The sequence below is a fragment of the Enterobacter sp. PL_is379 genome (assembly GCF_055817355.1).
The window spans coordinates 122,066-142,705 of the sequence record NZ_JBVPGT010000032.1; the positions used below are offsets into that span (position 1 = coordinate 122,066).

Sequence of the window (20,640 nt, forward strand, 5' to 3'; positions counted from 1 at the left end):
ATATAAATGACAAGGGGAGCCGGACAGGCTCCCCTGAAGAGAGGGATTACGCGTCCGGGTACTCACGGATAAAACGTTCAACGTCTTCAACCATGTGGTTGTTGCCGACGAAGAATGAACGGCGCTGGTGAAGGCTTTCCGGCACGATGTCCAGAATACGCTCTTTACCGTCGCTCGCCTTGCCGCCCGCCTGTTCAGCAAGGAACGCCATCGGGTTGCATTCGTACAGCAGACGCAGTTTCCCGTCCGGGTGGCTGGCGGTGCTTGGGTAGAGGTAGATACCGCCTTTCAGCAGGTTACGGTGAAAATCCGCGACCAGAGAGCCAATATAGCGGGACGTGTACGGGCGCTGGGTCGCTTTATCTTCTTCCTGGCAGAATTTAATGTACTTCTTCACGCCGTTCGGGAATCGGATGTAGTTGCCTTCGTTGATGGAGTAGGTGTTGCCCTTCTGCGGGAAGCGCATGCGCTCCTGGCTCAGACAGAAAACGCCCAGTGACGGATCGTACGTAAAGGCGTGAACCCCGCACCCGGTGGTATACACCAGCATGGTGGAGGATCCATAAACGACGTAACCGGCAGCAACCTGATTAATGCCCGGCTGCAGGAAATCTTCTTCGGTCACCGGCGTGCCAACAGGCGTGACGCGGCGGTAGATGGAGAAAATGGTACCGACAGAAACGTTAACGTCGATGTTTGAGGAGCCGTCGAGCGGATCCATCAGAACAACGTATTTAGCGTGTTCACACCCTTCGAAAACAACAATTTCATCTTCTTCTTCAGAGGCGATACCCGCAACGATGTCGCGCGCGCGCAGTGCAGCTTTCAATTTTTCATTTGCGAACAGATCGAGCTTCTGTTGAACCTCGCCCTGAACGTTCTCGGCACCGCTGGCACCCAGGATATCGACCAGACCGGCCTTGTTGATATCACGGTGGATGATCTTAGCGCCCAGCTTTATTGCCGACAGCAAAGCAGTGAGTTCACCGGTAGCATGAGAGAACTCGTGCTGCTTTTCGACAATAAATTCACCTAACGTTTTCATAACACTTTCCCTGCATCTTTGTGAGTAGAGCGATTGTATGTTCACTAAAACGACTAAAGCCCAACAATCTTAACAAACATTCAAATATTAGCGCAGAGGTGAATCGCGCCAGCAACATACGGATTTACCTGAAATGCGTTTCACACCCGCTAACATGTGAGTAAAATGTGCGCCACATTGAAGAAGGATAGTGACGTATGCGCATTCATATATTGGGGATTTGTGGCACTTTCATGGGCGGACTGGCAATGCTGGCGCGCTCGCTGGGCCATGAAGTGACAGGTTCGGACGCCAATGTGTATCCGCCGATGAGCACGCTTCTGGAGAAACAGGGCATCGCTTTAATTCAGGGCTACGATGCCAGCCAGCTGGATCCCGAGCCGGACCTGGTGATCATTGGCAACGCCATGACCCGCGGCAATCCGTGCGTCGAGGCGGTACTGGAACGCAATATTCCGTTCATGTCCGGCCCGCAGTGGCTGCATGACTTCGTCCTGCGCGACCGCTGGGTGGTTGCCGTTGCCGGTACCCACGGCAAAACCACCACCGCCGGAATGGCGACCTGGATCCTCGAAGCCTGCGGCTACAAGCCGGGCTTCGTGATCGGCGGCGTACCGGGTAATTTCGACGTCTCTGCGCGTCTGGGCGACAGCCCGTTCTTTGTGATCGAAGCCGACGAGTATGACTGCGCGTTCTTCGACAAGCGTTCTAAGTTCGTGCATTACTGCCCGCGCACGCTGATCCTCAACAACCTTGAGTTCGACCACGCGGATATCTTTGACGACCTGAAAGCGATCCAGAAACAGTTCCACCACCTGGTGCGCATTGTTCCGGGCCAGGGCCGCATCATCCTGCCGGAGAACGACATCAACCTGAAACAGACGATGGCGATGGGATGCTGGAGCGAGCAGGAGCTGGTGGGCGAGCAGGGCCACTGGCAGGCGAAGAAACTCAACGCCGATGCCTCCGAGTGGGAAGTGCTGCTCGACGGTGAAAAAGTGGGTGAGGTGAAGTGGGGCCTGGTGGGCGAGCACAACATGCACAACGGCCTGATGGCGATTGCAGCAGCGCGTCACGTGGGCGTGCTGCCTGCGGATGCAGCCAATGCGCTGGGCTCGTTTATCAATGCCCGCCGCCGTCTGGAGCTGCGCGGTGAAGCCCACGGCGTTACCGTGTATGACGATTTCGCGCACCACCCAACGGCCATTCTGGCGACGCTTGCTGCCCTGCGTGGCAAGGTCGGCGGTACCGCGCGCATTCTGGCGGTGCTGGAACCGCGCTCGAACACCATGAAGATGGGCATCTGCAAAGACGATCTCGCGCCGTCATTAGGACGTGCCGATGAAGTCTTCCTGCTGCAGCCGCAGCATATTCCGTGGCAGGTGGCGGAAGTCGCCGATGCCTGCATTCAGCCTGCGCACTGGAGCGCGGATGTGGATGCGCTCGCGGATATGGTGGTGAAAGCCGCTCAGCCTGGCGACCACATTCTGGTGATGAGCAACGGCGGTTTTGGTGGGATCCATCAGAAGCTGCTGGACGGCCTTACGAAGAAAGCGGAAGCGGCCGCCGACGCGTAAAAAAAAGCCCGGTGGCGCTTGCGCTTACCGGGCCTACGTTCTTTTCTCCCTCGCCCCTCTGGGGAGAGGGGGATTACTCTTCGTTCTCAGACAGCTCGCGCAGATACTGGAAAATCAGGCGCGCAGACTTCGGCGGCTTATTCCCTTCTTTCTCTTTCTTCGCGTTGCGGATCAAGGAACGCAGCTGCTGGCGGTCGGCATCCGGCCACAGGTTCAGCACTTCCGGTACGGCGTCATCACCCTGTTCAATCAGACGATCGCGGATCTGCTCCAGCTTGTGGAACAGCGCAACCTGCTGGTTGTGGCGGTTTTTCAGCTTGTCCAGCGCCTGGCGGATCGGATCAACATCGCGCTGACGCAGCATTTTCCCGATAAGCTGAAGCTGGCGACGACGGCCTTCTTTTTTGATTTTCTGTGCCAGTTCAATGGCATCTCGCAGATCCTGGTCGAGCGGGATCTTATCCAGCGCGTTTTTACCCAGTTCTACCATTTCCGCGCCAAGCTGTTTTAACTCTTCGGCGTCACGTTTAATTTCACTTTTACTGACCCAGATGATCTCATCATCTTCGTCTTCGATGTCATCACCGGGAACGTCGTCGAGCCAGTCTTCGGGCTGCTTAGTCATGTCAGGCTCCTTAAAAAAAGAGGCTAATGTTACCAGTTAAGACGCGCACTGAAAAACGGTTCTCTGTTAGACTTCAGATAACTCTCTCTTACAGTATGGCATTTGCGATGAAAGTAACCTCACAAGTTGAAGCGCAGCGTAAGATTCTTGAAGAAGCCGTCTCCACCGCTCTGATGCTTGCTTCAGAAAAATCAGATGGCGCCGAAGTGGCGGTCAGCAAAACCACCGGCATCAGCGTGAGTACCCGCTATGGCGAAGTGGAGAATGTCGAATTCAACAGCGATGGCGCGCTGGGGATCACGGTGTATCACCAGAATCGCAAAGGCAGCGCGTCATCCACCGATCTCAGTCCGGATGCCATTGCCCGTACGGTGCAGGCGGCGCTGGATATCGCCCGTTATACCTCCCCGGATCCTTACGCAGGCGTGGCGGATAAAGACCTGCTGGCGTTTGATGCGCCGGATCTCGATCTTTTCCACCCGGCGGAAGTGACCCCGGACGAAGCGATCGAACTGGCCGCGCGCGCCGAGCAGGCTTCCCTGCAGGCGGATAAGCGCATCACCAATACTGAAGGCGGCAGCTTCAACAGCCACTACGGCATCAAAGTCTTCGGCAACAGCCACGGCATGCTGCAGGGCTACTGCTCCACCCGTCATTCTCTCTCCAGCTGCGTCATCGCCGAAGAGAACGGAGACATGGAGCGTGACTACGCCTACACCATTGGCCGCGCGCTGGGGGACTTGCAGTCTCCGGAGTGGGTGGGAAAAGAGTGTGCCGAACGCACGCTGTCTCGCCTGTCGCCGCGCAAACTCTCCACCATGAAGGCCCCGGTTATTTTTGCCAACGAAGTGGCGACCGGTCTGTTTGGTCATCTGGTGGGCGCTATCGCGGGCGGCTCGGTTTACCGTAAATCGACCTTCCTGCTCGATTCGCTGGGCAAGCAAATCCTGCCGGAATGGTTGACCATCGAAGAGCATCCGCACCTGCTGAAAGGGCTGGCCTCCACGCCGTTCGACAGCGAAGGCGTGCGTACCGAACGTCGTGACATCGTCAAAGACGGCGTGCTGACCCAGTGGCTGCTGACTAATTACTCCGCGCGCAAGCTGGGGCTGAAAAGTACCGGACACGCTGGCGGCATCCACAACTGGCGCATTGCCGGGCAGGGCCTGAACTTTGAGCAGATGCTGAAAGAGATGGGTACCGGCCTGGTCGTCACGGAGCTGATGGGCCAGGGCGTAAGCGGCATCACCGGAGACTACTCTCGCGGCGCTGCGGGCTTCTGGGTGGAAAACGGCGAAATTCAGTATCCGGTAAGCGAGATTACGATTGCCGGCAACCTGAAGGACATGTGGCGCAATATCGTTACGGTCGGTAACGATATTGAAACACGTAGCAATATACAGTGTGGTTCTGTACTTCTGCCGGAAATGAAAATCGCCGGCCAGTAATATCCGTAAAGGCGTTTTAATAATAAAAAAGGAAGTGAGCAATGCGTAAACACCTGTTAGCGATCGTCGCGGCTTCAACGCTGGTTCTTGGCTCTTCTGTGTTTGCTGCCGATCTTGAAGACGACATGGGCATCCTCGGTCAAAACCTGAAGGTGGTGCAGAAAACGGACAATGCGGCTGAAATGAAAGACGCGCTGACCAAAATGCGTGAAGCGGCGCTGGACGCACAGAAAGCGACGCCTCCGAAGCTGGAAAGCAAAGCGGCAGACAGCGCAGAGATGAAAGACTATCGCCACGGCTTTGACGTGCTGGTCGGCCAGATCGACGGCGCGCTGAAGCTGGCTAACGAAGGCAAAGTGAAGGAAGCCCAGGCGGCGGCCGAGCAGTTTGCGACCACGCGCAACACGTACCACCAAAAGTATCGTTAATTGGGTGCCTGAGCTGTACGTCCTTTGCCCGTATGCGGAGGCGCATGACGCGCCCCCGCATCCTTGCTCCCTACTGGCCGGAGCGACAATCCATCCTCGCTGTCACTGCAAAAGAATCGTTTCGAAAACTGATCTCGCACAGTGTTTTCCGCGTCACCAGCGTTAAGATGATTATTGTCAAAGCAATAATCATCAAAACTCCAATGCCTGGGTTTTGGCGTTTCATGGATGCCTCCTTGCTTTAAAGCGGGCGAGGTAGCGAACTCCACGGTCCGACGTGTCGTTTCGAGCCCCCGCCCTGATTTTCTATCAGGCGGGGCTTTCCACTTTCCGTCCCATGCCTGAGACGGTCAGTCTCAAGCACCCGTTGCCACTCTAGCGGATCCCCATAAGAAAACCTTATCCACGTCACATTTCTACGAGCCCGCTCGTAATCTTTTCCGCTTTGCTTGCCCCGTTTTGGCCGCGCAATAGCGTGATATTCATCACGTAAATGCAGCGGTTTATCCAGATTCACCGCATTTATGTGGCACAGATCACTGTCGCGGCTCGCCTTTCCACTTCGAAGTGGAAAACAACTCGCTACAAACAATTCCCCCCCAACGTTAGTTTTATTCCAGAGCCATTAACGGGGTAAGACCAGTGATTAACGGAGCGGTAATGAACGACGTTGGGGAACATGCGGAGCAAACAGAACAGCTCGCGAACACCATGCTGCAGCAGGTTTATGCCCTGCTGGCCCGAAACAACATCATCCCCAATGCGGTACAGGAGCAGATGCTCACCTCCCACGTGCGCGCCATGGCGCACCGGTCCGTGACCGGCGAGCCGCTGCCGGAGGTTGAAGCAGAGCTGTTTGACGAAATTTCACCGGATTCAATGCGGCTCGCCCGTGAAGTGGTCGCGCAGTTTGGCAATCTTCCTGATGAAGAAGCCTGGCTGCTCTCCGTTCACTTTGAAGTCGCGAAAGACAACCTTTAAGGAGCAACACATGGAACAGATTACAGTCGTGATTGGCGATCGCCTGGGTAAAGGTCAGAAAGTGGCTGCCGGTGTGGAAAAAGCAGGTGGACGCGCGGTGGTTGTGCCGGGCATGGCGGCGGACATGAAGCTCGGCGACATGATGAAAGCGGAAAACGCCACCTTCGGCATCTCCTTCTGCGGCAGCGGCGGCGCGGGAGCCATCACTGCCCAAACCAAATATGGCTACAAAGCCAAATACGGCATGCGTTCCGTGGAAGAGGGCGTGACCGCCATCAACGAAGGCTGCAACGTGCTGGGCTTCGGCTTTATGGATAAAGAAGAGCTGGGCGAGCGTCTGGTGCAGGCGTGGCAGAAAAAATACGGCGCATAAGCATGAAAGAACAGTTCACAACCACGGTGAGAGTGAAGGGAAAAGGCGACGCCAAAGCGCGCGCCTTTGCCGACGCGCTCAACCACGTTCAGGCCGCGGTGATGAAAGCTTCACCGCATATCTTACTGCGTATTGAGCCACAGGATGTGCAGGTCGTTCAGGCGCAAGAAGCGGTGCGTAAAGAAGCGTTTCTGTTCTTCTTTCTGCGCCGGGAAAGACGCACCTACAGCGTGGAGCTGGATGTGACCGTCAACGTGACAGCCATCAATCTCGACCAGGTGGATTTCGTCACGCAACGCTGATTATTCATAAAAGGGCAGACTGATGTTCTTAATTATATTAATAAAATCGCTCATCATTGGCGGCCTGGTTGGCGTCGGTGTCGGAGCCGGGGCTGCACGCATGTTTCATGCGCCTACCACACAGGGTATGGGCGCGTTTCGTACGTTGGGGGAACTGAACTCCTGTGAAGGGGATCCGGCGTCCCACTTCTCCTTTGGGTTAGGTTTCTTCTTTAACGCCTGGGCCTCTTCCGTGGCCGCAGGGGCTTTCACACAGGACGTTGACCACCGCATCATCCCGAACTGGGGTGCTGCTGCACTGATGATCAAAAACCGTAACGTCGGCGAAACGCTGCACGATCCGCGCAAAATGGCGATTGCCTGCGGCCTGATCGGCATGATTGTCGTGACCTTCCTTAACCTTACCGCCTCCTCCGTACCGGCTGCGCTTCAGGTCACCGCCGTCAAGGTGCTGGTGCCGGCGGCGAACCTGCTGGTGAACACCGTGATGCCGGTGATCTTCTGGCTGGCGGCCATCGACGCGGGTAAAAAATCGGGCTTCTGGGCCACCATCTTCGGCGGCGCGGCGCAGCTGATCATGGGCAACGCCGTACCGGGCCTGGTGCTGGGGATCCTGATCGGTAAAGGCGTGGAAGAGAGCGGCTGGAACCACGTCACCAAAGTGATGATGGCGGCTATCGTCCTGCTCTTCGTGCTGAGCGGCTTCTTCCGCGGCTTCGACATGAAGATGATCGAATCCTTCCATCTGACCGTGCCGAACTGGCTCGACATGATCCACAACTCGCTCAGCGGTAAATAACAGGAGCCTCTAAATGGAACAGAATAAAGGTTTTTGGTATGCCGACTGGTCGTTCCCGATCTTCGTTGGCCTGCTCTCCTCCGGCGTCTTCGCCGGGACGCACATGTACTACCTCTACGGCATCGGTGCGTTTAACGAAGTGGCCTTCGTGGCGATGCTGAAAGCGGGCATCGATACCGGCGTTTACGGCGCGGTGGCGGCGTTCGGCGCGAGCTTCCTGTTCGCCCGAATTATCGAAGGGTCGCTGGTCGGTATTCTGGATATCGGCGGCGCCATCCAGACCGGCGTGGGCCTCGGGGTTCCGGCACTGCTGCTGGGCGCGGGGATCATGTTCCCGGTGACCAACTTCATTGCTTCGCTGATCACCGGCCTGGTGATTGGTCTGGCAATTGGCTACGTTATCATCCTGGCGCGTAAGTTCACCATCAACCAGAGCAACTCCACCTACGGCGCAGACGTGATGATGGGCGCGGGCAACGCCTCCGGCCGCTTCCTCGGGCCGTTGATTATCCTGAGCGCCATGACCGCCTCCATTCCTATCGGCGTCGGTTCCCTGCTGGGAGCGCTGGTGTTCTACATCTGGCAGAAGCCGATCACCGGTGGCGCCATTCTGGGTGCAATGCTGTTGGGCTGGCTGTTCCCGGTCGCCCTTTAATACCCGCGGGCGCTCCGGCGCCCGCCTTATCAGGAGATCCTCATGTTTGATTTACTCCTGCGCCGTGCGCGCTTTGCCGACGATACCCTGACCGATATCGCCATTCAGGACGGGAAGATCGCGGCGCTGGGCGACATTGACGCCCCCGCGCATAAAACGGTTGAGCTGAACGGCGACGTGTTCGTCAGCGCAGGCTGGATTGACTCCCACGTTCACTGCTACCCGAACTCCCCGATTTACCACGACGAGCCCGACAGCGTCGGCGTTGCCACCGGCGTCACCACCGTAGTGGACGCGGGCAGCGCCGGCGCCGACGACGTGGACGATTTCTATGAGATCACCCGCAAGGCCTCCACCGAGGTTTTTGCTCTGCTGAATATCTCCCGCGTAGGGCTGATTGCCCAGAACGAGCTGGCCAATATGGCCAATGTTGATGTCGACGCGGTGAAGCAGGCGGTGAAGCGCCACCCTGATTTTATCGTCGGCCTGAAGGCGCGCATGAGCAGCAGCGTGGTTGGTGAAAACGGCATTACACCGCTGGAGCGCGCCAAAGCCATTCAGAAAGAGAACGGCGACCTGCCGCTGATGGTGCACATTGGCAACAACCCGCCAAATCTCGACGAAATTGCCGAACTGCTGAGTTCCGGCGACATCATTACCCACTGCTATAACGGCAAACCCAACCGCATTCTGACGCCCTCCGGCGAGCTGCGCGCCTCCATCACCTCCGCCCTGAAGCGCGGCGTGCGTCTGGACGTGGGGCACGGTACGGCGAGCTTCAGCTTTGAGGTGGCGAAACGCGCCATCGCGATGGGCATTCTGCCGCACACCATCAGCTCGGATATCTACTGCCGCAACCGCATCAACGGCCCGGTGGGCTCGCTGGCGAGCGTGATGTCGAAATTCCTCGCCATCGGCATGTCGCTGCCGCAGGTGATTGACTGCGTGACCGCGAACGCCGCCGACGGCCTGCGTCTGGCGCGCAAAGGCCGCATTCAGCCGGGTCTCGACGCCGACCTGACGCTGTTCACGATTAAACGTCAGCCGACGGTGCTGACGGATGCCGAAAACGACAGCCTGCAGGCTGAACACATTCTGGTGCCGCTTGCCGCGATCCGCGCGGGCAAGGGCTACATGACCGAACAAGGGAGCACGGAAAATGCCTTCGATTTATGAGAAGTACCGCTTAAAGCAGGTAATCAACACCTCTGGCCGCATGACGGCGCTGGGCGTCTCCACGCCGCGCCCGGAGGTGGTGCAGGCGGCGATGGACGGGATGAATCACTATTTCGAGATGAAGGATCTGGTCAACAAAACCGGGGAATACATCGCGAAGCTGCTGGACGTGGAAGGGGCGACGGTCGTCTCCTGCGCGTCGGCGGGCATCGCCCAGTCCGTGGCGGCAGTGCTGGTCAAAGACAGCGACTGGCTGCTGGAAAACCTGCACGTGACCCCGATTGAGAACAACGAAATCGTCCTGCCGAAAGGCCACAACGTGAACTTTGGCGCGCCGGTGGGCACCATGGTGGCGCTGGGTGGCGGCAAGCTGGTGGAAGCGGGCTACGCCAACGAATGCTCTGCCGATCAGCTGGCGGCGGCGATCACCCCGCGCACGGCGGCGATCCTCTATATCAAATCGCACCACTGCGTGCAGAAAAGCATGCTCAGCGTCGAGCAGGCGGCAGTCGTCGCACGTAAACACGATCTCCCGCTGATCGTCGATGCCGCGGCGGAAGAAGATCTGCACGTGTACTACCGCTCGGGCGCGGATCTGGTGATCTACAGCGGCGCGAAGGCGATCGAAGGGCCAACCAGCGGGCTGGTGATCGGCAAAACCCAGTACGTAGAGTGGGTAAAACGCCAGACGGCGGGCATTGGCCGCGCCATGAAGGTGGGTAAAGAGGGCATTCTTGGCCTGACCTGCGCCATCGAACACTACCTGACGGCGACCAAAGAGAGCGGTGCCGAGATGGTGTCGAAAATGACGCCGTTTATCGAGGCGCTCAACACTCTGAACGGTGTGACCGCGCGCGTGGTCTGGGACAGCGCCGGACGCGACATCGCCCGCACCGAGATTAAGTTCGACGAAGCCGCAACGGGCGTCGGCACGGGTGACCTGGTGGCGAAGCTCAAGCAGGGCGAATACGCCATTTACTTCCGTGGCTACAAGGCCAACGAAGGGATTATCGAGGCGGACGTGCGCAGCGTGAATGCTGAGCAGCTGAACATCGTGTACCGCCGCATTAGCGAAGTGTTAGGACAGGAGAAAAATGCATGAAACTGACCCCCAACTTTTACCGTGACCGCGTCTGTCTGAACGTGCTGGCAGGCTCCAAAGCCAACGCCAGCGCCATTTACGAGGCGGCGGAAGGTCACGTGCTGGTGGGCGTGCTCTCCAAAAATTACCCGGACGTGGCGAGCGCCGTCGCCGATATGCGCGAGTACGCCGCCCTGATCGATAACGCGCTCTCCGTTGGCCTGGGCGCGGGCGACCCGAACCAGTCGGCAATGGTGAGTGAAATCTCCCGCCAGGTGCAGCCGCAGCATGTTAACCAGGTGTTTACCGGCGTGGCTACCAGCCGCGCGCTGCTGGGGCAGAATGAATCCGTGGTCAACGGTCTGGTCTCCCCGACCGGCACCGTCGGGATGGTGAAAATCTCTACCGGACCGCTGAGCAGCGCGGCGCCGGACGGCATCGTGCCGGTTGAAACCGCGATTGCCCTGCTGAAAGATTTCGGCGGCAGCTCAATCAAGTACTTCCCGATGGGGGGCCTGAAGTGCCGTGACGAGTACAAGGCAGTGGCAGAAGCCTGCGCCCGTCACGACTTCTGGCTGGAGCCAACCGGAGGTATCGATCTGGAAAACTATGAGGAGATCCTGCAGATCGCCCTCGACGCGGGCGTGAGCAAAATCATCCCGCATATCTACAGCTCAATTATCGACAAAGCCAGCGGCGATACGCGTCCGGAAGATGTGCGTACCCTGCTGGCGATGACGAAGAAGCTGGTGAAGTAGAACTCACACATATAAAGGAGCCACCATGCACACCCGTACCCTGCTTGTCGCTTCACTTTCTTTACTGACCACTGCCGCGATCGCCCAGACGCAATACGCCTGGGTGGGCACCTACAACCCCAACGGCGAAGGGCTGTACCGCTTTACCGTTGACCCGCAAACCGGCGCGCTGGCGAATAAAACGCTGGTGAGCAAACTGCCGAATGCGGCGCAGTTGGCCCTTTCACAGGACGGCAAAACGCTGTATCTGGCAAGCGAAGTGGAGCAGGGCGTGGTGCAGGCGCTGCGCGTCGGCGATAACGGTGCGCTGAGCGAGCTCAATCAGGTGGCCTCCGGCGGCGCGGGGCCGGTTTACCTGTCGCTGACGCCGAACGGTCGCCATCTGCTGGTGGCCAACTACGTCAGCGGGTCGATTGCCGTTTTGCCGATCAAGGCAGACGGCAGCCTGGGTGAAGCCACGGACACACATCAGGACAAGGGCGAACCGGGCGCGGCGAAGCCCGAAGCCGCTGCGGAGGGCAGCTTTGCCATCAGCGATCATAATGGCCCCCACGCGCATATGATCGCCGCCGATCCGAGCGGAAAATACGTATTTTCCACCGATCTGGGGCTGGATCGCCTCTACCAGTACCGTTTTGACGATCGAACCGGGAAGCTGACGCCGAACGATCCACCGTTTATCAGCGCCTCCTCGAAAGGCGCCGGGCCGCGCCACTTTGTCTTTACGCCAAAAGGCGATGCCCTGTGGCTGATTAACGAAGAGGCGTCTACGCTCACCCATTATACCGTGAGCGCCAACGGCACCTTGAAAGAGGGCAAAACGCTTTCAGCCCTGCCGGAAGGCTACAAAGGCACCAGCTTTGCTGCCGGGCTGGCATTAAGCGCTGATGGCAAACAGCTGTATGTGGCTAACCGTTTGCATAACAGCATCGGGCACTTTACCGTAACAGCGGAGGGTACGCTGACGCATCAGGACGATGTGTGGACGCGTGGTGATTATCCCCGCACCCTGACGCTCGATAAACAGGGGCGCTGGCTGTACGTCATGAACCAGCGGAGCGACAACATTACCCGTTTCCGCGTCGGTCAGGACGGCAAGCTAAGCTTTGAGCCAGACTATACCCCGGTCGGCAGCCCATCCCAGATGGTCATTTCACCTTAAGCCGTAAGAGGACAAACCCGTGCGATTTCCGAACCAACGTTTAGCGCAACTTTTCGATCTGTTGCAAAACGAGACGCTGCCGCAGGACGAGCTGGCGCAGCGGCTGTCGGTCTCCACGCGAACCGTCCGTGCGGACATTACCGCCCTTAACGCGCTGCTGGCCAGCCACGGCGCGCAGTTTATCCTGAGCCGGGGCAACGGCTATCAGCTCAAAATTGAGGATGCCGGGCGCTATCAGCAGCTTCAGGCATCCCACCCGCGCGCGCTGCGTATTCCCCGGACCGGGCCGGAGCGCGTGCATTATCTGGTGGTGCGTTTTCTCACCTCGGCGTTTTCGCTTAAGCTGGAGGATCTGGCGGACGAGTGGTTCGTCAGCCGCGCCACGCTGCAAAGCGACATGGCGGAGGTGCGCGAGTGGTTTCATCGTTACAACCTGACGCTGGAAACCCGTCCGCGCCACGGCATGAAGCTGTTTGGCAGCGAGATGTCCACCCGCGCCTGCCTGACCGATCTGCTCTGGGAGCTGGCGCAGCAGGACAGCCTGAACCCGCTGGTGACCGACGTGGCGCTGAATGCGGGCGTGGCGGAGCAGATGGTGCCGGTGCTGCACGACGCCCTGACGCGTCACCACATTCGCCTGACCGATGAAGGCGAGCTGTTCCTGCGCCTGTACTGCGCGGTGTCGGTGCGGCGCATCAGCGAGGGCTATCCGCTGCCGGAATTCCACGCCGAAGACGTGGAAGAGAACGTGCGCGAGGCGGCGAAGGATATCGCGGTGACCATCCAGCAACTGGCGGGCAAAACGCTTTCGCCGTCGGAGGAGAGCTGGCTGTGCGTGCACATTGCGGCGCGGCAGATTCAGGAGATTGCCCCGAGCGCAATTAACGCCGACGACGACGAAGCGCTGGTCAACTACATCCTGCGCTACATCAACACCCACTATAACTACAACCTGCTTAGCGACGCGCAGCTGCACGCGGACCTGCTCACGCATATCAAAACCATGATTACCCGCGTGCGGTATCAAATCATGATCCCCAATCCGCTGCTGGATAACATCAAGCAGCACTACCCGATGGCGTGGGACATGACCCTCGCGGCGGTGTCGAGCTGGGGCAAATACACGCCGTATGTGATCAGCGAAAACGAGATTGGTTTCCTGGTGCTGCATATTGGCGTCGGGCTGGAGCGTCACTACAACATTGGCTACCAGCGTCAGCCGCGCGTGCTGCTGGTATGCGACGCCGGTAATGCCATGGTCCGCATGATTGAGGCGGTGCTGCAGCGTAAATACCCGCAGATTGAGGTCACGCGCACGCTCACCCTGCGCGAGTACGAGCTGGCGGAAACGATTGGCGAAGACTTTGTGATCGCCACCGCCCGCGTCAGCGAAAAGTCAAAACCGGTGGTGACGATCGCCCCGTTCCCGACCGACTATCAGCTGGAGCAGATTGGCAAGCTGGTGCTGGTGGATCGCACCCGTCCGTGGATGCTGGATAAATACTTCGACGCGGTCCATTTCCGCATTATCGACAAGCCGATCGATCAGCAGACGCTGTTCCGCGAGCTGTGTGAACAGCTTGAGGCAGAAGGCTTTGTTGGCGCGGAGTTTCTGGATTCGGTTGTTGAGCGTGAAGCTATCGTCAGCACCATGCTCGGCGACGGCATTGCGCTCCCGCACTCCCTCGGCCTGCTGGCGCAGAAGACGGTGGTCTACACCGTGCTGGCCCCGCATGGCGTTCAGTGGGGGGACGAAACCGCGCACGTCATCTTCCTGCTCGCCATCAGCAAAAGCGAGTACGAAGAGGCGATGGCGATTTACGATATCTTCGTCACCTTCCTGCGCGAGCGGGCGATGTCACGTCTCTGTAGCTGCGAGGATTTTGCCGGATTTAAGGCGATGGCGATGGAGAGTTTGAGTCGTTTTTGAGATAAGGGCGGATGGATAACATCCGCCTTTGATCAACGCAAATGATGTACAACCTGGTTGCTGCTGCCGCGCCAGATGAGCGCCGGGTCTTTTAAATCCTGCACGAACTTGCCGTCGACCAGCACGTTAATCAGATCCACGACTTCCATCTGCTGCGCATTCAGCTCATCCAGCTTGTAGCCTGTCCAGACCCAGATATCTTTTCCCGTACACTCTGCCCGAATGCGCTTCACCAGCTTCAGGATATCCGGCACGTTTTGCGGGTGCAGCGGATCGCCGCCGGAGAGGGAAATCCCCTGACGGTGAATGCGCGTGTCGTTCAGGTCGCTGATGATTTTATCTTCCATCTCCGCGGTGAACGGCATGCCGGAATTCAGGCGCCAGGTGCTTTTGTTGTAGCAGCCAGGGCATTCGTGGACGCAGCCTGACACGAACAGGGTGCAGCGGGTGCCGGGGCCGTTGACGATGTCGACGGGGTAGTACTGGTGATAGTTCATAGCGTTAACCTGATGCCCTCACCCCGGCCCTCTCCCACAGGGAGCGGGAGAAAACCGGAGTCAGGCTTAGCAATGTGCTCGATCGGTTCCCTCTCCCTTGAGGGAGAGGGGTAGGGTGAGGGGGAGTACCCTGCGCAGAACTTACCCGATCTGCCCATTCCCCAAATGCTTCACGCGACGCTTCACCTCTTCCTGCTTGCCCGCGTTAAACGGACGCGCGTCCGGGCTACCGAGGTAGCCGCACACGCGACGGGTCACGGAGACGCGGGCCGCGTCGTGGTTGCCGCATTTCGGGCAGGTAAAGCCTTTACTCGTACACTCGAACTCACCGGTAAAGCCGCACTCGTAGCACTCGTCGATAGGCGTGTTGGTCCCGTAATACGGCACGTGCTGATAGCTGTAATCCCACACGTCCTCCAGCGCCTTCAGGTTGTGCTGAATGTTCGGGTACTCGCCGTAGCAGATGAACCCGCCGCTGGCGATCGGCGGATAGCCCGCTTCGAAGTCGATCTTGTCGTACGGGTTTACCTTCTTCTCCACGTCGAGGTGGAAGCTGTTGGTGTAGTACCCTTTGTCGGTCACGCCTTCCACAATCCCGAACTCGGCGGTGTCCAGACGGCAGAAGCGGTCGCACAGGTTCTCGCTTGGGGTGCTATACAGGCTGAACCCATAGCCGGTTTCCTCTTTCCACTGGTCTACCGCGTCGCGCAGGCGCTGAACGATGGCGATGCCTTTTTCGCGCAGGGCCTCGCTGTCGTACATGTGCGTGTCGCCAAACAGTGCGTTGATGGTCTCGTGAATACCGATATAGCCCAGCGAAATCGACGCGCGGCCGTTTTTGAAGATCTCCGACACGTCATCGTCCGCCTTCAGGCGCACGCCGCAGGCTCCTTCCATATAGAGGATCGGCGCCACGCGGGCTTTGACCCCTTCAAGGCGCGCAATACGGGTCATCAGCGCCTTACGCGCCAGCTGCAGGCGCTCATCCAGCAGTTTCCAGAATTCAGCTTCATTACCTTTTGCCTCCAGCGCGATGCGCGGCAGGTTCAGGCTGATGACGCCCAGGTTATTGCGCCCGTCGTGGATCTGCTCGCCGTTTTCATCTTCGTACACGCCGAGGAAGCTGCGGCAGCCCATTGGCGTTTTAAACGAACCGGTCACTTTGACGACCTGATCGTAGTTCAGGATGTCCGGGTACATGCGCTTGCTCGCGCACTCCAGTGCCAGCTGTTTGATGTCGTAGTTCGGATCGCCAAACTTGTGGTTCAGGCCGTCGCGAATCGCGAACACCAGTTTCGGGAACACCGCCGTTTTGCGGTTTTTGCCGAGGCCGGAAATACGGTTGCGCAGGATCGACTGCTGGATCAGACGCGATTCCCAGCTGGTGCCCAGGCCAAAGCCGAAGGTCACAAACGGCGTCTGGCCGTTGGCGGTGTGCAGCGTGTTCACCTCATATTCCAGCGACTGGAAGGCGTCGTAGCACTCTTTCTCGGTGCGGGAGCGCGCGTAGCCGTCAGCGTCCGGGATCTGCCACTCTTCAGCTGTTTTACGATGCTTGTTGAAGCTTGCCGTCACGAACGGAGCCAGCACTTCGTCAATGCGGTTAATGGTGGTCCCGCCATAAATGTGGCTGGCGACCTGGGCGATAATCTGCGCCGTGACCGCGGTGGCCGTGGAGATCGACTTAGGCGGTTCAATCTCGGCGTTACCCATTTTAAAACCGTGGGTCAGCATGCCTTTCAGGTCGATCAGCATGCAGTTGAACATCGGGAAGAACGGCGAATAGTCGAGATCGTGGTAGTGAATTTCGCCGCGCTCGTGCGCAGACACCACGTCGCGCGGCAGCAGATGCTGACGGGCATAGTGTTTGGCGACGATACCGGCCAGCAGGTCGCGCTGGGTGGGGATCACTTTACTGTCTTTGTTTGCGTTTTCATTGAGCAGGGCGGAGTTGGTCTGCTCGACCAGGCCACGGATCTCTTGGTTCAGACGGCCGCGTTTCTCGCGCTGAACGTCACGATCGTGGCGGTACTCAATATAGGCGCGCGCCAGCTGCTTGTAAGGTCCTGCCATCAGCTGGTTCTCAACCGCGGTCTGGATTTCGTTGATATCGACCTGACTGCGTTCATTCATCTGGCTGCTAACGACTTCTGCGACGGTGGCGCAGTAATCTGCGTCATCGACTCCCGCTGCTTTAGCTGCACGCAGAATGGCTTCCTGGATGCGCTCTGATTTAAACGGCACTTTACAGCCATCACGTTTCATCACATGCGGTGTCATGATCACTCCATTTTTGAAAACAGGTTATCCACAGAGGTGGAGAAGTATTCACCGGACGCATTTCCCGCCAGGCCAAAGACTTCCCGCGTTCCCGGCTCGTGTTATCCACAATTCCGGCCAGCGTAAGCGCCGTCTTGTTGTTGGAATAGTAGACGATAAATACAAGATATTGGGTCGGCGTGCATTTTAAGTGCTACATATAGTGATTTGCATCAAACATGTTTGCGATTTATTTGATTCAGAACAAAGTAAAAAGGCGAGAGTACAAACGGCGGGCGCTACAGCATTTGTAAAGGCGAGCGAGAAAAATCTGATTAATTATTCAACAAAAACAGTAAAGTAAGCCGGGTGCAGGGCTGCACCCGGCAGGACGGTTACTGTTGCAACCACCAGACGGCTTCAAACGGACGCAGCGACGTCGTTTGCGGTGTCGGGTAGTTACTCATCAACACCTGCAACTTACCGCTGAGAAGGTCTGTCTGCCATTCCTGAGGCGTATTGCTCAGGTTTGCCGCAACAATCAGGGTCTGCCCCTGCCACTGGCGACGGTAGCACCACAGGGAAGGGTGTTCCGGCAGGAGATCCTCATAATCCCCCCACGTCAGCACCGGCAGGGTTTTGCGCAGGCTAATCAGCGACTGATAGGTATAGAAAACGGAATCCGCATCGTCCAGCGCCGCGCGGGCGTTCACGGTTTCGTAGTTGTCGCAGACGCCAATCCACGGTTCGCCCTCGCTAAAGCCCGCATTGTGCGACGCGTCCCACTGCATTGGCGTGCGGCCATTATCCCGGGACTTACTCGCCAGAATCGCCAGTAACTCATCCGGATCGCGGCCGTTGGCGCGCAGTTCGGCGAACATGTTCAGGCTTTCCACGTCGCGGTAATCGGTGATGCGGCTGAAGTGCGGGTTCGTCATCCCCAGCTCTTCGCCCTGATAAATATACGGCGTGCCCTGCATGCCGTGCAGCACCATCCCGAGCATCTTCGCGGCGTGAACCCGGTATTCTCCTTCGTCACCGAAGCGCGACACGATGCGCGGCTGGTCGTGGTTACACCAGAACAGCGCGTTCCAGGCTTTGTTATGCATCCCCTGCTGCCAGTGGCGGAAGAGGGTTTTCAGCGCCACGAAGTCCGGCTTGGCCTTCGTCCACTTTTCGCCGCCGGGGTAGTCCACCTTCAGGTGGTGGAAGTTAAAGGTCATCGACAGCTCGCTTCCGTCGAGCGACGCGTACTGCTGGCAGTTCTCCAGCGAGGTCGAGGACATCTCGCCTACCGTCATCAGGTTGCGCGGGGTGAAGACGTCGCGGCTCATCTCCTGCAGATATTCATGGATGCGCGGCCCGTCAGTGTAGAAGCGGCGACCGTCACCCGTCTCGTCATTCGGGAAATCCTGATCTTTCGAAATCAGGTTAATCACGTCGAGGCGCAAGCCGTCGACGCCGCGGTCGGCCCAGAACGCGCACACCTTTTTCAGCTCGGCGCGCACCGCCGGATTTTCCCAGTTGAGGTCCGCCTGCTCCGGCGCGAACAGGTGCAGGTAATACTGCTCGCTCTCCGCGTGCCAGCGCCAGGCGTTGCCGCCAAACTTGGAGCGCCAGTTGTTGGGCAACTGCTCAGGCGTGCCGTCGCGCCAGATGTAGAACTGGCGGTACGGGCTCGCTTTGTTCAGCGATTCCCGGAACCAGGGGTGCTGGGTCGAGGTGTGGTTGAACACCATATCCAGCACGATGCGAATGCCGCGCTGGTGCGCCTCGGCGACCAGCTCGTCAAAATCATCCAGCGTGCCGTACGCCGGGTCGATGGCGGTGTAATTCGCCACGTCGTAGCCGTTATCCACCTGCGGGGAGATATAAAACGGCGTCAGCCAGATGGCGTCGATGCCGAGGGTTTTCAGGTAGTCCAGACGCTGCGTCACGCCGCGTAAATCGCCGGTGCCGCTGCCGGTGGTGTCCTGGAAACTCTTGGGGTAAATCTGGTAGATAACGCCGTTTTGCCACCAGTGAGGAAGGGTATTCATAGTGTGTTCCTGCAAATGCGAAGGGGCGCAACTGCGCCCCGAAAGAGAAAGTTAAACAATCTGCAGCGAGCCCTGACGGAACTTACGCTGATAAACCACGGTAGTCAGCGCCATTGGGACGATAATCGCGATGGCCATTGCCAGGGCGAACACCTGCCAGTAAGCGGGCTGGATGGAGAGGATGCCCGGCAGGCCGCCGACGCCAATCCCGTTTGCCATTACGCCGTTCAGTCCGCACACCAGGCCCGCCAGACCGGAACCGATCATCGCGCAGAGCATCGGGAAGCGGTATTTCAGGTTGATACCGTACATCGCCGGTTCGGTGACGCCGAGGTAGGCGGAGATGGCCGCCGGAACGGAGATCTCGCGTTCGTTGTGCTTGCGGCTGACGATGATGATGCCGGTCACCGCGGACGCCTGAGCAATGTTAGACAGAGCGATAATCGGCCAGACCGGCGTGCCGCCGAGGCTCTGGATCATCTGCATATCAATGGCCAGCGTGGTCTGGTGCACGCCGGTGATCACCAGCGGAGCGTACAGGAAGCCAAACAGCGCGGCGCCAATCGGGGCGAAGCTGCCGGTCATCAGGTGGCGCACCGCGAAGGCCACGCCGTCGCCAATCATGCGGCCAAACGGACCGATAAAGGCGTGCGCCAGGAAGACCGCCAGAATCAGCGAGCAGACCGGCACCACCACCAGATAGAGGTAATCCGGCACGATGCGCTTCAGTCGGGTTTCAATAAAGCCCAGCGCCAGCCCCGCCAGCAGGGCCGGAATGACCTGCGCCTGATATCCCACTTTGGCGATGGTAAACAGGCCGAAGTTCCACACCTCAGGCACCTGCTGACCAAGTAAGTAAGCGTTCATTAACTGCGGAGAGACCAGGGTGACGCCCAGTACGATACCGAGGATCGGCGTACCGCCCATCTTGCGCACGGCGGACCAGCAGATCCCGACCGGCAGATAGAAGAAGATCGCCTCGCCAATCAGCCACAGGAAGTCGTACACGGTTTTCAGCGCCGGATACATCTGCGCCAGGGTTTTGCCGTCGCTCATCGGCACGTCGCCGATGACGTTACGGAAGCCTAAGATCAAGCCTCCGCTGATCAGCGCCGGGAGGAGCGGGAAGAAGATCTCCGCGAAGTGGGAAATCAGCTGCTCGTGCCACTTCATATTCTGACGCGCGGCCTTCTTCGCCTGCTCTTTATCGGCGGAGGAGTGCCCGGTCGTTGCCAGCAGAGCCTGATAGTAATCGCCCACTTCGGTACCAATCACGACCTGGAACTGACCGGCGTTGGTGAAGCAGCCTTTAACCATGGAGAGTTCTTCAATGGCCTTCGGGTTAGCTTTGGCCGGATCGTTCAGCACGAAGCGCAGGCGGGTAATGCAATGGCTGACGGTAGCGATGTTTTCGCGGCCGCCGACCAGGACGATCAGCCGATCGATATCTGCTTGTTTGACTTTACTCATCATGAAACCTCATGACAGATGGTGAGGGGGTGTAA

The 20,640-nt window shown here is 58.4% G+C and carries 20 protein-coding genes; 14 read left to right on the forward strand and 6 right to left on the reverse strand.

Features of this window, described 5'->3' with window-relative positions; translation table 11 throughout:
* Positions 1-46 precede the first annotated feature (46 nt).
* Positions 47-1,045: a class 1 fructose-bisphosphatase gene (gene fbp / locus AC0TOY_RS19425; RefSeq protein ID WP_024907283.1), complete on the reverse strand. Its 999-nt coding sequence runs from the start codon at positions 1,043-1,045 to the stop codon at positions 47-49.
* Positions 1,046-1,242: 197 nt separating this feature from the next.
* On the opposite strand from fbp, the gene mpl reads away from it, so the two are divergent.
* Positions 1,243-2,622 carry a UDP-N-acetylmuramate:L-alanyl-gamma-D-glutamyl-meso-diaminopimelate ligase gene (mpl, locus tag AC0TOY_RS19430; RefSeq protein WP_024907282.1) on the forward strand — a complete coding sequence of 460 codons (1,380 nt, stop codon included), beginning with the start codon at positions 1,243-1,245 and terminating at the stop codon, positions 2,620-2,622.
* 73 nt (positions 2,623-2,695) lie between these two features.
* On the opposite strand, the gene yjgA is transcribed toward mpl, so the two are convergent.
* Complete coding sequence (yjgA, locus tag AC0TOY_RS19435) at positions 2,696-3,247, reverse strand: ribosome biogenesis factor YjgA (RefSeq protein WP_008501414.1); 552 nt, start codon at positions 3,245-3,247, stop codon at positions 2,696-2,698.
* A gap of 95 nt (positions 3,248-3,342) precedes the next feature.
* Here yjgA and pmbA point away from each other — a divergent pair, with 95 nt between their 5' ends.
* The 13 genes from pmbA to AC0TOY_RS19500 all read left to right on the forward strand — a co-directional run bounded on the left by pmbA (position 3,343) and on the right by AC0TOY_RS19500 (position 14,340).
* A complete protein-coding gene (gene pmbA, locus AC0TOY_RS19440; protein ID WP_032643854.1) occupies positions 3,343-4,695 on the forward strand; it encodes a metalloprotease PmbA in 1,353 nt (450 codons plus the stop codon).
* 41 nt (positions 4,696-4,736) lie between these two features.
* Positions 4,737-5,123 carry a cytochrome b562 gene (gene cybC / locus AC0TOY_RS19445; RefSeq protein ID WP_473722391.1) on the forward strand — a complete coding sequence of 129 codons (387 nt, stop codon included), beginning with the start codon at positions 4,737-4,739 and terminating at the stop codon, positions 5,121-5,123.
* A gap of 44 nt (positions 5,124-5,167) precedes the next feature.
* Positions 5,168-5,368 carry a hypothetical protein gene (locus AC0TOY_RS19450; RefSeq protein ID WP_032664104.1) on the forward strand — a complete coding sequence of 67 codons (201 nt, stop codon included), beginning with the start codon at positions 5,168-5,170 and terminating at the stop codon, positions 5,366-5,368.
* Between the two features lie 397 nt (positions 5,369-5,765).
* On the forward strand, positions 5,766-6,104 hold the full coding sequence (locus AC0TOY_RS19455) for a glycine dehydrogenase (RefSeq protein ID WP_024907278.1): 339 nt from the start codon (positions 5,766-5,768) through the stop codon (positions 6,102-6,104).
* A gap of 10 nt (positions 6,105-6,114) precedes the next feature.
* Positions 6,115-6,477 carry an SFCGS family glycine-rich protein gene (locus AC0TOY_RS19460; protein WP_010427372.1) on the forward strand — a complete coding sequence of 121 codons (363 nt, stop codon included), beginning with the start codon at positions 6,115-6,117 and terminating at the stop codon, positions 6,475-6,477.
* Positions 6,478-6,479: 2 nt separating this feature from the next.
* Positions 6,480-6,779 (forward strand): DUF4312 family protein, encoded by a 300-nt coding sequence (locus AC0TOY_RS19465; RefSeq protein WP_006810338.1) that lies wholly within the window; start codon positions 6,480-6,482, stop codon positions 6,777-6,779.
* A gap of 22 nt (positions 6,780-6,801) precedes the next feature.
* Positions 6,802-7,578 carry a DUF4311 domain-containing protein gene (locus AC0TOY_RS19470; protein ID WP_024907277.1) on the forward strand — a complete coding sequence of 259 codons (777 nt, stop codon included), beginning with the start codon at positions 6,802-6,804 and terminating at the stop codon, positions 7,576-7,578.
* Between the two features lie 13 nt (positions 7,579-7,591).
* Positions 7,592-8,233, forward strand: coding sequence for a DUF4310 family protein (locus AC0TOY_RS19475; RefSeq protein WP_024907276.1), 642 nt, complete (start codon positions 7,592-7,594; stop codon positions 8,231-8,233).
* Between the two features lie 42 nt (positions 8,234-8,275).
* A complete protein-coding gene (locus AC0TOY_RS19480) occupies positions 8,276-9,409 on the forward strand; it encodes an amidohydrolase/deacetylase family metallohydrolase (RefSeq protein ID WP_473722392.1) in 1,134 nt (377 codons plus the stop codon).
* Positions 9,393-10,511, forward strand: coding sequence for a DgaE family pyridoxal phosphate-dependent ammonia lyase (locus tag AC0TOY_RS19485; protein ID WP_290094376.1), 1,119 nt, complete (start codon positions 9,393-9,395; stop codon positions 10,509-10,511). The genes AC0TOY_RS19480 and AC0TOY_RS19485 overlap by 17 nt, the downstream gene beginning before the upstream one ends.
* Positions 10,508-11,248 carry a 2-dehydro-3-deoxy-phosphogluconate aldolase gene (dagF, locus tag AC0TOY_RS19490; RefSeq protein WP_024907273.1) on the forward strand — a complete coding sequence of 247 codons (741 nt, stop codon included), beginning with the start codon at positions 10,508-10,510 and terminating at the stop codon, positions 11,246-11,248. Before AC0TOY_RS19485 ends, dagF begins: the two co-directional genes overlap by 4 nt.
* A 25-nt stretch (positions 11,249-11,273) precedes the next feature.
* A complete protein-coding gene (locus tag AC0TOY_RS19495) occupies positions 11,274-12,410 on the forward strand; it encodes a lactonase family protein (protein WP_061716066.1) in 1,137 nt (378 codons plus the stop codon).
* 19 nt (positions 12,411-12,429) lie between these two features.
* Positions 12,430-14,340 (forward strand): BglG family transcription antiterminator, encoded by a 1,911-nt coding sequence (locus AC0TOY_RS19500; RefSeq protein ID WP_473722393.1) that lies wholly within the window; start codon positions 12,430-12,432, stop codon positions 14,338-14,340.
* Positions 14,341-14,372: 32 nt separating this feature from the next.
* Here the strand turns inward: AC0TOY_RS19500 and nrdG are convergent, their stop codons facing one another.
* The 4 genes from nrdG to treB all read right to left on the reverse strand — a co-directional run bounded on the left by nrdG (position 14,373) and on the right by treB (position 20,605).
* The gene (nrdG, locus tag AC0TOY_RS19505) at positions 14,373-14,837 is read right to left on the reverse strand and encodes an anaerobic ribonucleoside-triphosphate reductase-activating protein (RefSeq protein WP_157188532.1); all 465 of its coding nucleotides are present in this window, start codon (positions 14,835-14,837) and stop codon (positions 14,373-14,375) included.
* A gap of 141 nt (positions 14,838-14,978) precedes the next feature.
* The gene (gene nrdD, locus AC0TOY_RS19510) at positions 14,979-17,117 is read right to left on the reverse strand and encodes an anaerobic ribonucleoside-triphosphate reductase (protein ID WP_090419315.1); all 2,139 of its coding nucleotides are present in this window, start codon (positions 17,115-17,117) and stop codon (positions 14,979-14,981) included.
* A 374-nt stretch (positions 17,118-17,491) separates the two neighbouring features.
* Positions 17,492-19,135, reverse strand: coding sequence for an alpha,alpha-phosphotrehalase (treC, locus tag AC0TOY_RS19515; RefSeq protein ID WP_473722394.1), 1,644 nt, complete (start codon positions 19,133-19,135; stop codon positions 17,492-17,494).
* Positions 19,136-19,186: 51 nt separating this feature from the next.
* Entirely contained in the window at positions 19,187-20,605 is a 1,419-nt protein-coding gene (gene treB / locus AC0TOY_RS19520; RefSeq protein WP_029739268.1) for a PTS trehalose transporter subunit IIBC, read from the reverse strand.
* Positions 20,606-20,640 lie beyond the last annotated feature (35 nt).

Bases quoted from the DNA above. Each gene is read 5' to 3' on its own strand.
- fbp (WP_024907283.1), bottom strand. From the start codon at position 1,045: ATGAAAACGTTAGGTGAATTTATTGTCGAAAAGCAGCACGAGTTCTCT.
- mpl (WP_024907282.1), top strand. From the start codon at position 1,243: ATGCGCATTCATATATTGGGGATTTGTGGCACTTTCATGGGCGGACTG.
- yjgA (WP_008501414.1), bottom strand. From the start codon at position 3,247: ATGACTAAGCAGCCCGAAGACTGGCTCGACGACGTTCCCGGTGATGAC.
- pmbA (WP_032643854.1), top strand. From the start codon at position 3,343: ATGGCATTTGCGATGAAAGTAACCTCACAAGTTGAAGCGCAGCGTAAG.
- cybC (WP_473722391.1), top strand. From the start codon at position 4,737: ATGCGTAAACACCTGTTAGCGATCGTCGCGGCTTCAACGCTGGTTCTT.
- AC0TOY_RS19450 (WP_032664104.1), top strand. From the start codon at position 5,168: ATGACGCGCCCCCGCATCCTTGCTCCCTACTGGCCGGAGCGACAATCC.
- AC0TOY_RS19460 (WP_010427372.1), top strand. From the start codon at position 6,115: ATGGAACAGATTACAGTCGTGATTGGCGATCGCCTGGGTAAAGGTCAG.
- AC0TOY_RS19465 (WP_006810338.1), top strand. From the start codon at position 6,480: ATGAAAGAACAGTTCACAACCACGGTGAGAGTGAAGGGAAAAGGCGAC.
- AC0TOY_RS19470 (WP_024907277.1), top strand. From the start codon at position 6,802: ATGTTCTTAATTATATTAATAAAATCGCTCATCATTGGCGGCCTGGTT.
- AC0TOY_RS19475 (WP_024907276.1), top strand. From the start codon at position 7,592: ATGGAACAGAATAAAGGTTTTTGGTATGCCGACTGGTCGTTCCCGATC.
- AC0TOY_RS19480 (WP_473722392.1), top strand. From the start codon at position 8,276: ATGTTTGATTTACTCCTGCGCCGTGCGCGCTTTGCCGACGATACCCTG.
- AC0TOY_RS19485 (WP_290094376.1), top strand. From the start codon at position 9,393: ATGCCTTCGATTTATGAGAAGTACCGCTTAAAGCAGGTAATCAACACC.
- dagF (WP_024907273.1), top strand. From the start codon at position 10,508: ATGAAACTGACCCCCAACTTTTACCGTGACCGCGTCTGTCTGAACGTG.
- AC0TOY_RS19495 (WP_061716066.1), top strand. From the start codon at position 11,274: ATGCACACCCGTACCCTGCTTGTCGCTTCACTTTCTTTACTGACCACT.
- nrdG (WP_157188532.1), bottom strand. From the start codon at position 14,837: ATGAACTATCACCAGTACTACCCCGTCGACATCGTCAACGGCCCCGGC.
- nrdD (WP_090419315.1), bottom strand. From the start codon at position 17,117: ATGACACCGCATGTGATGAAACGTGATGGCTGTAAAGTGCCGTTTAAA.
- treC (WP_473722394.1), bottom strand. From the start codon at position 19,135: ATGAATACCCTTCCTCACTGGTGGCAAAACGGCGTTATCTACCAGATT.
- treB (WP_029739268.1), bottom strand. From the start codon at position 20,605: ATGAGTAAAGTCAAACAAGCAGATATCGATCGGCTGATCGTCCTGGTC.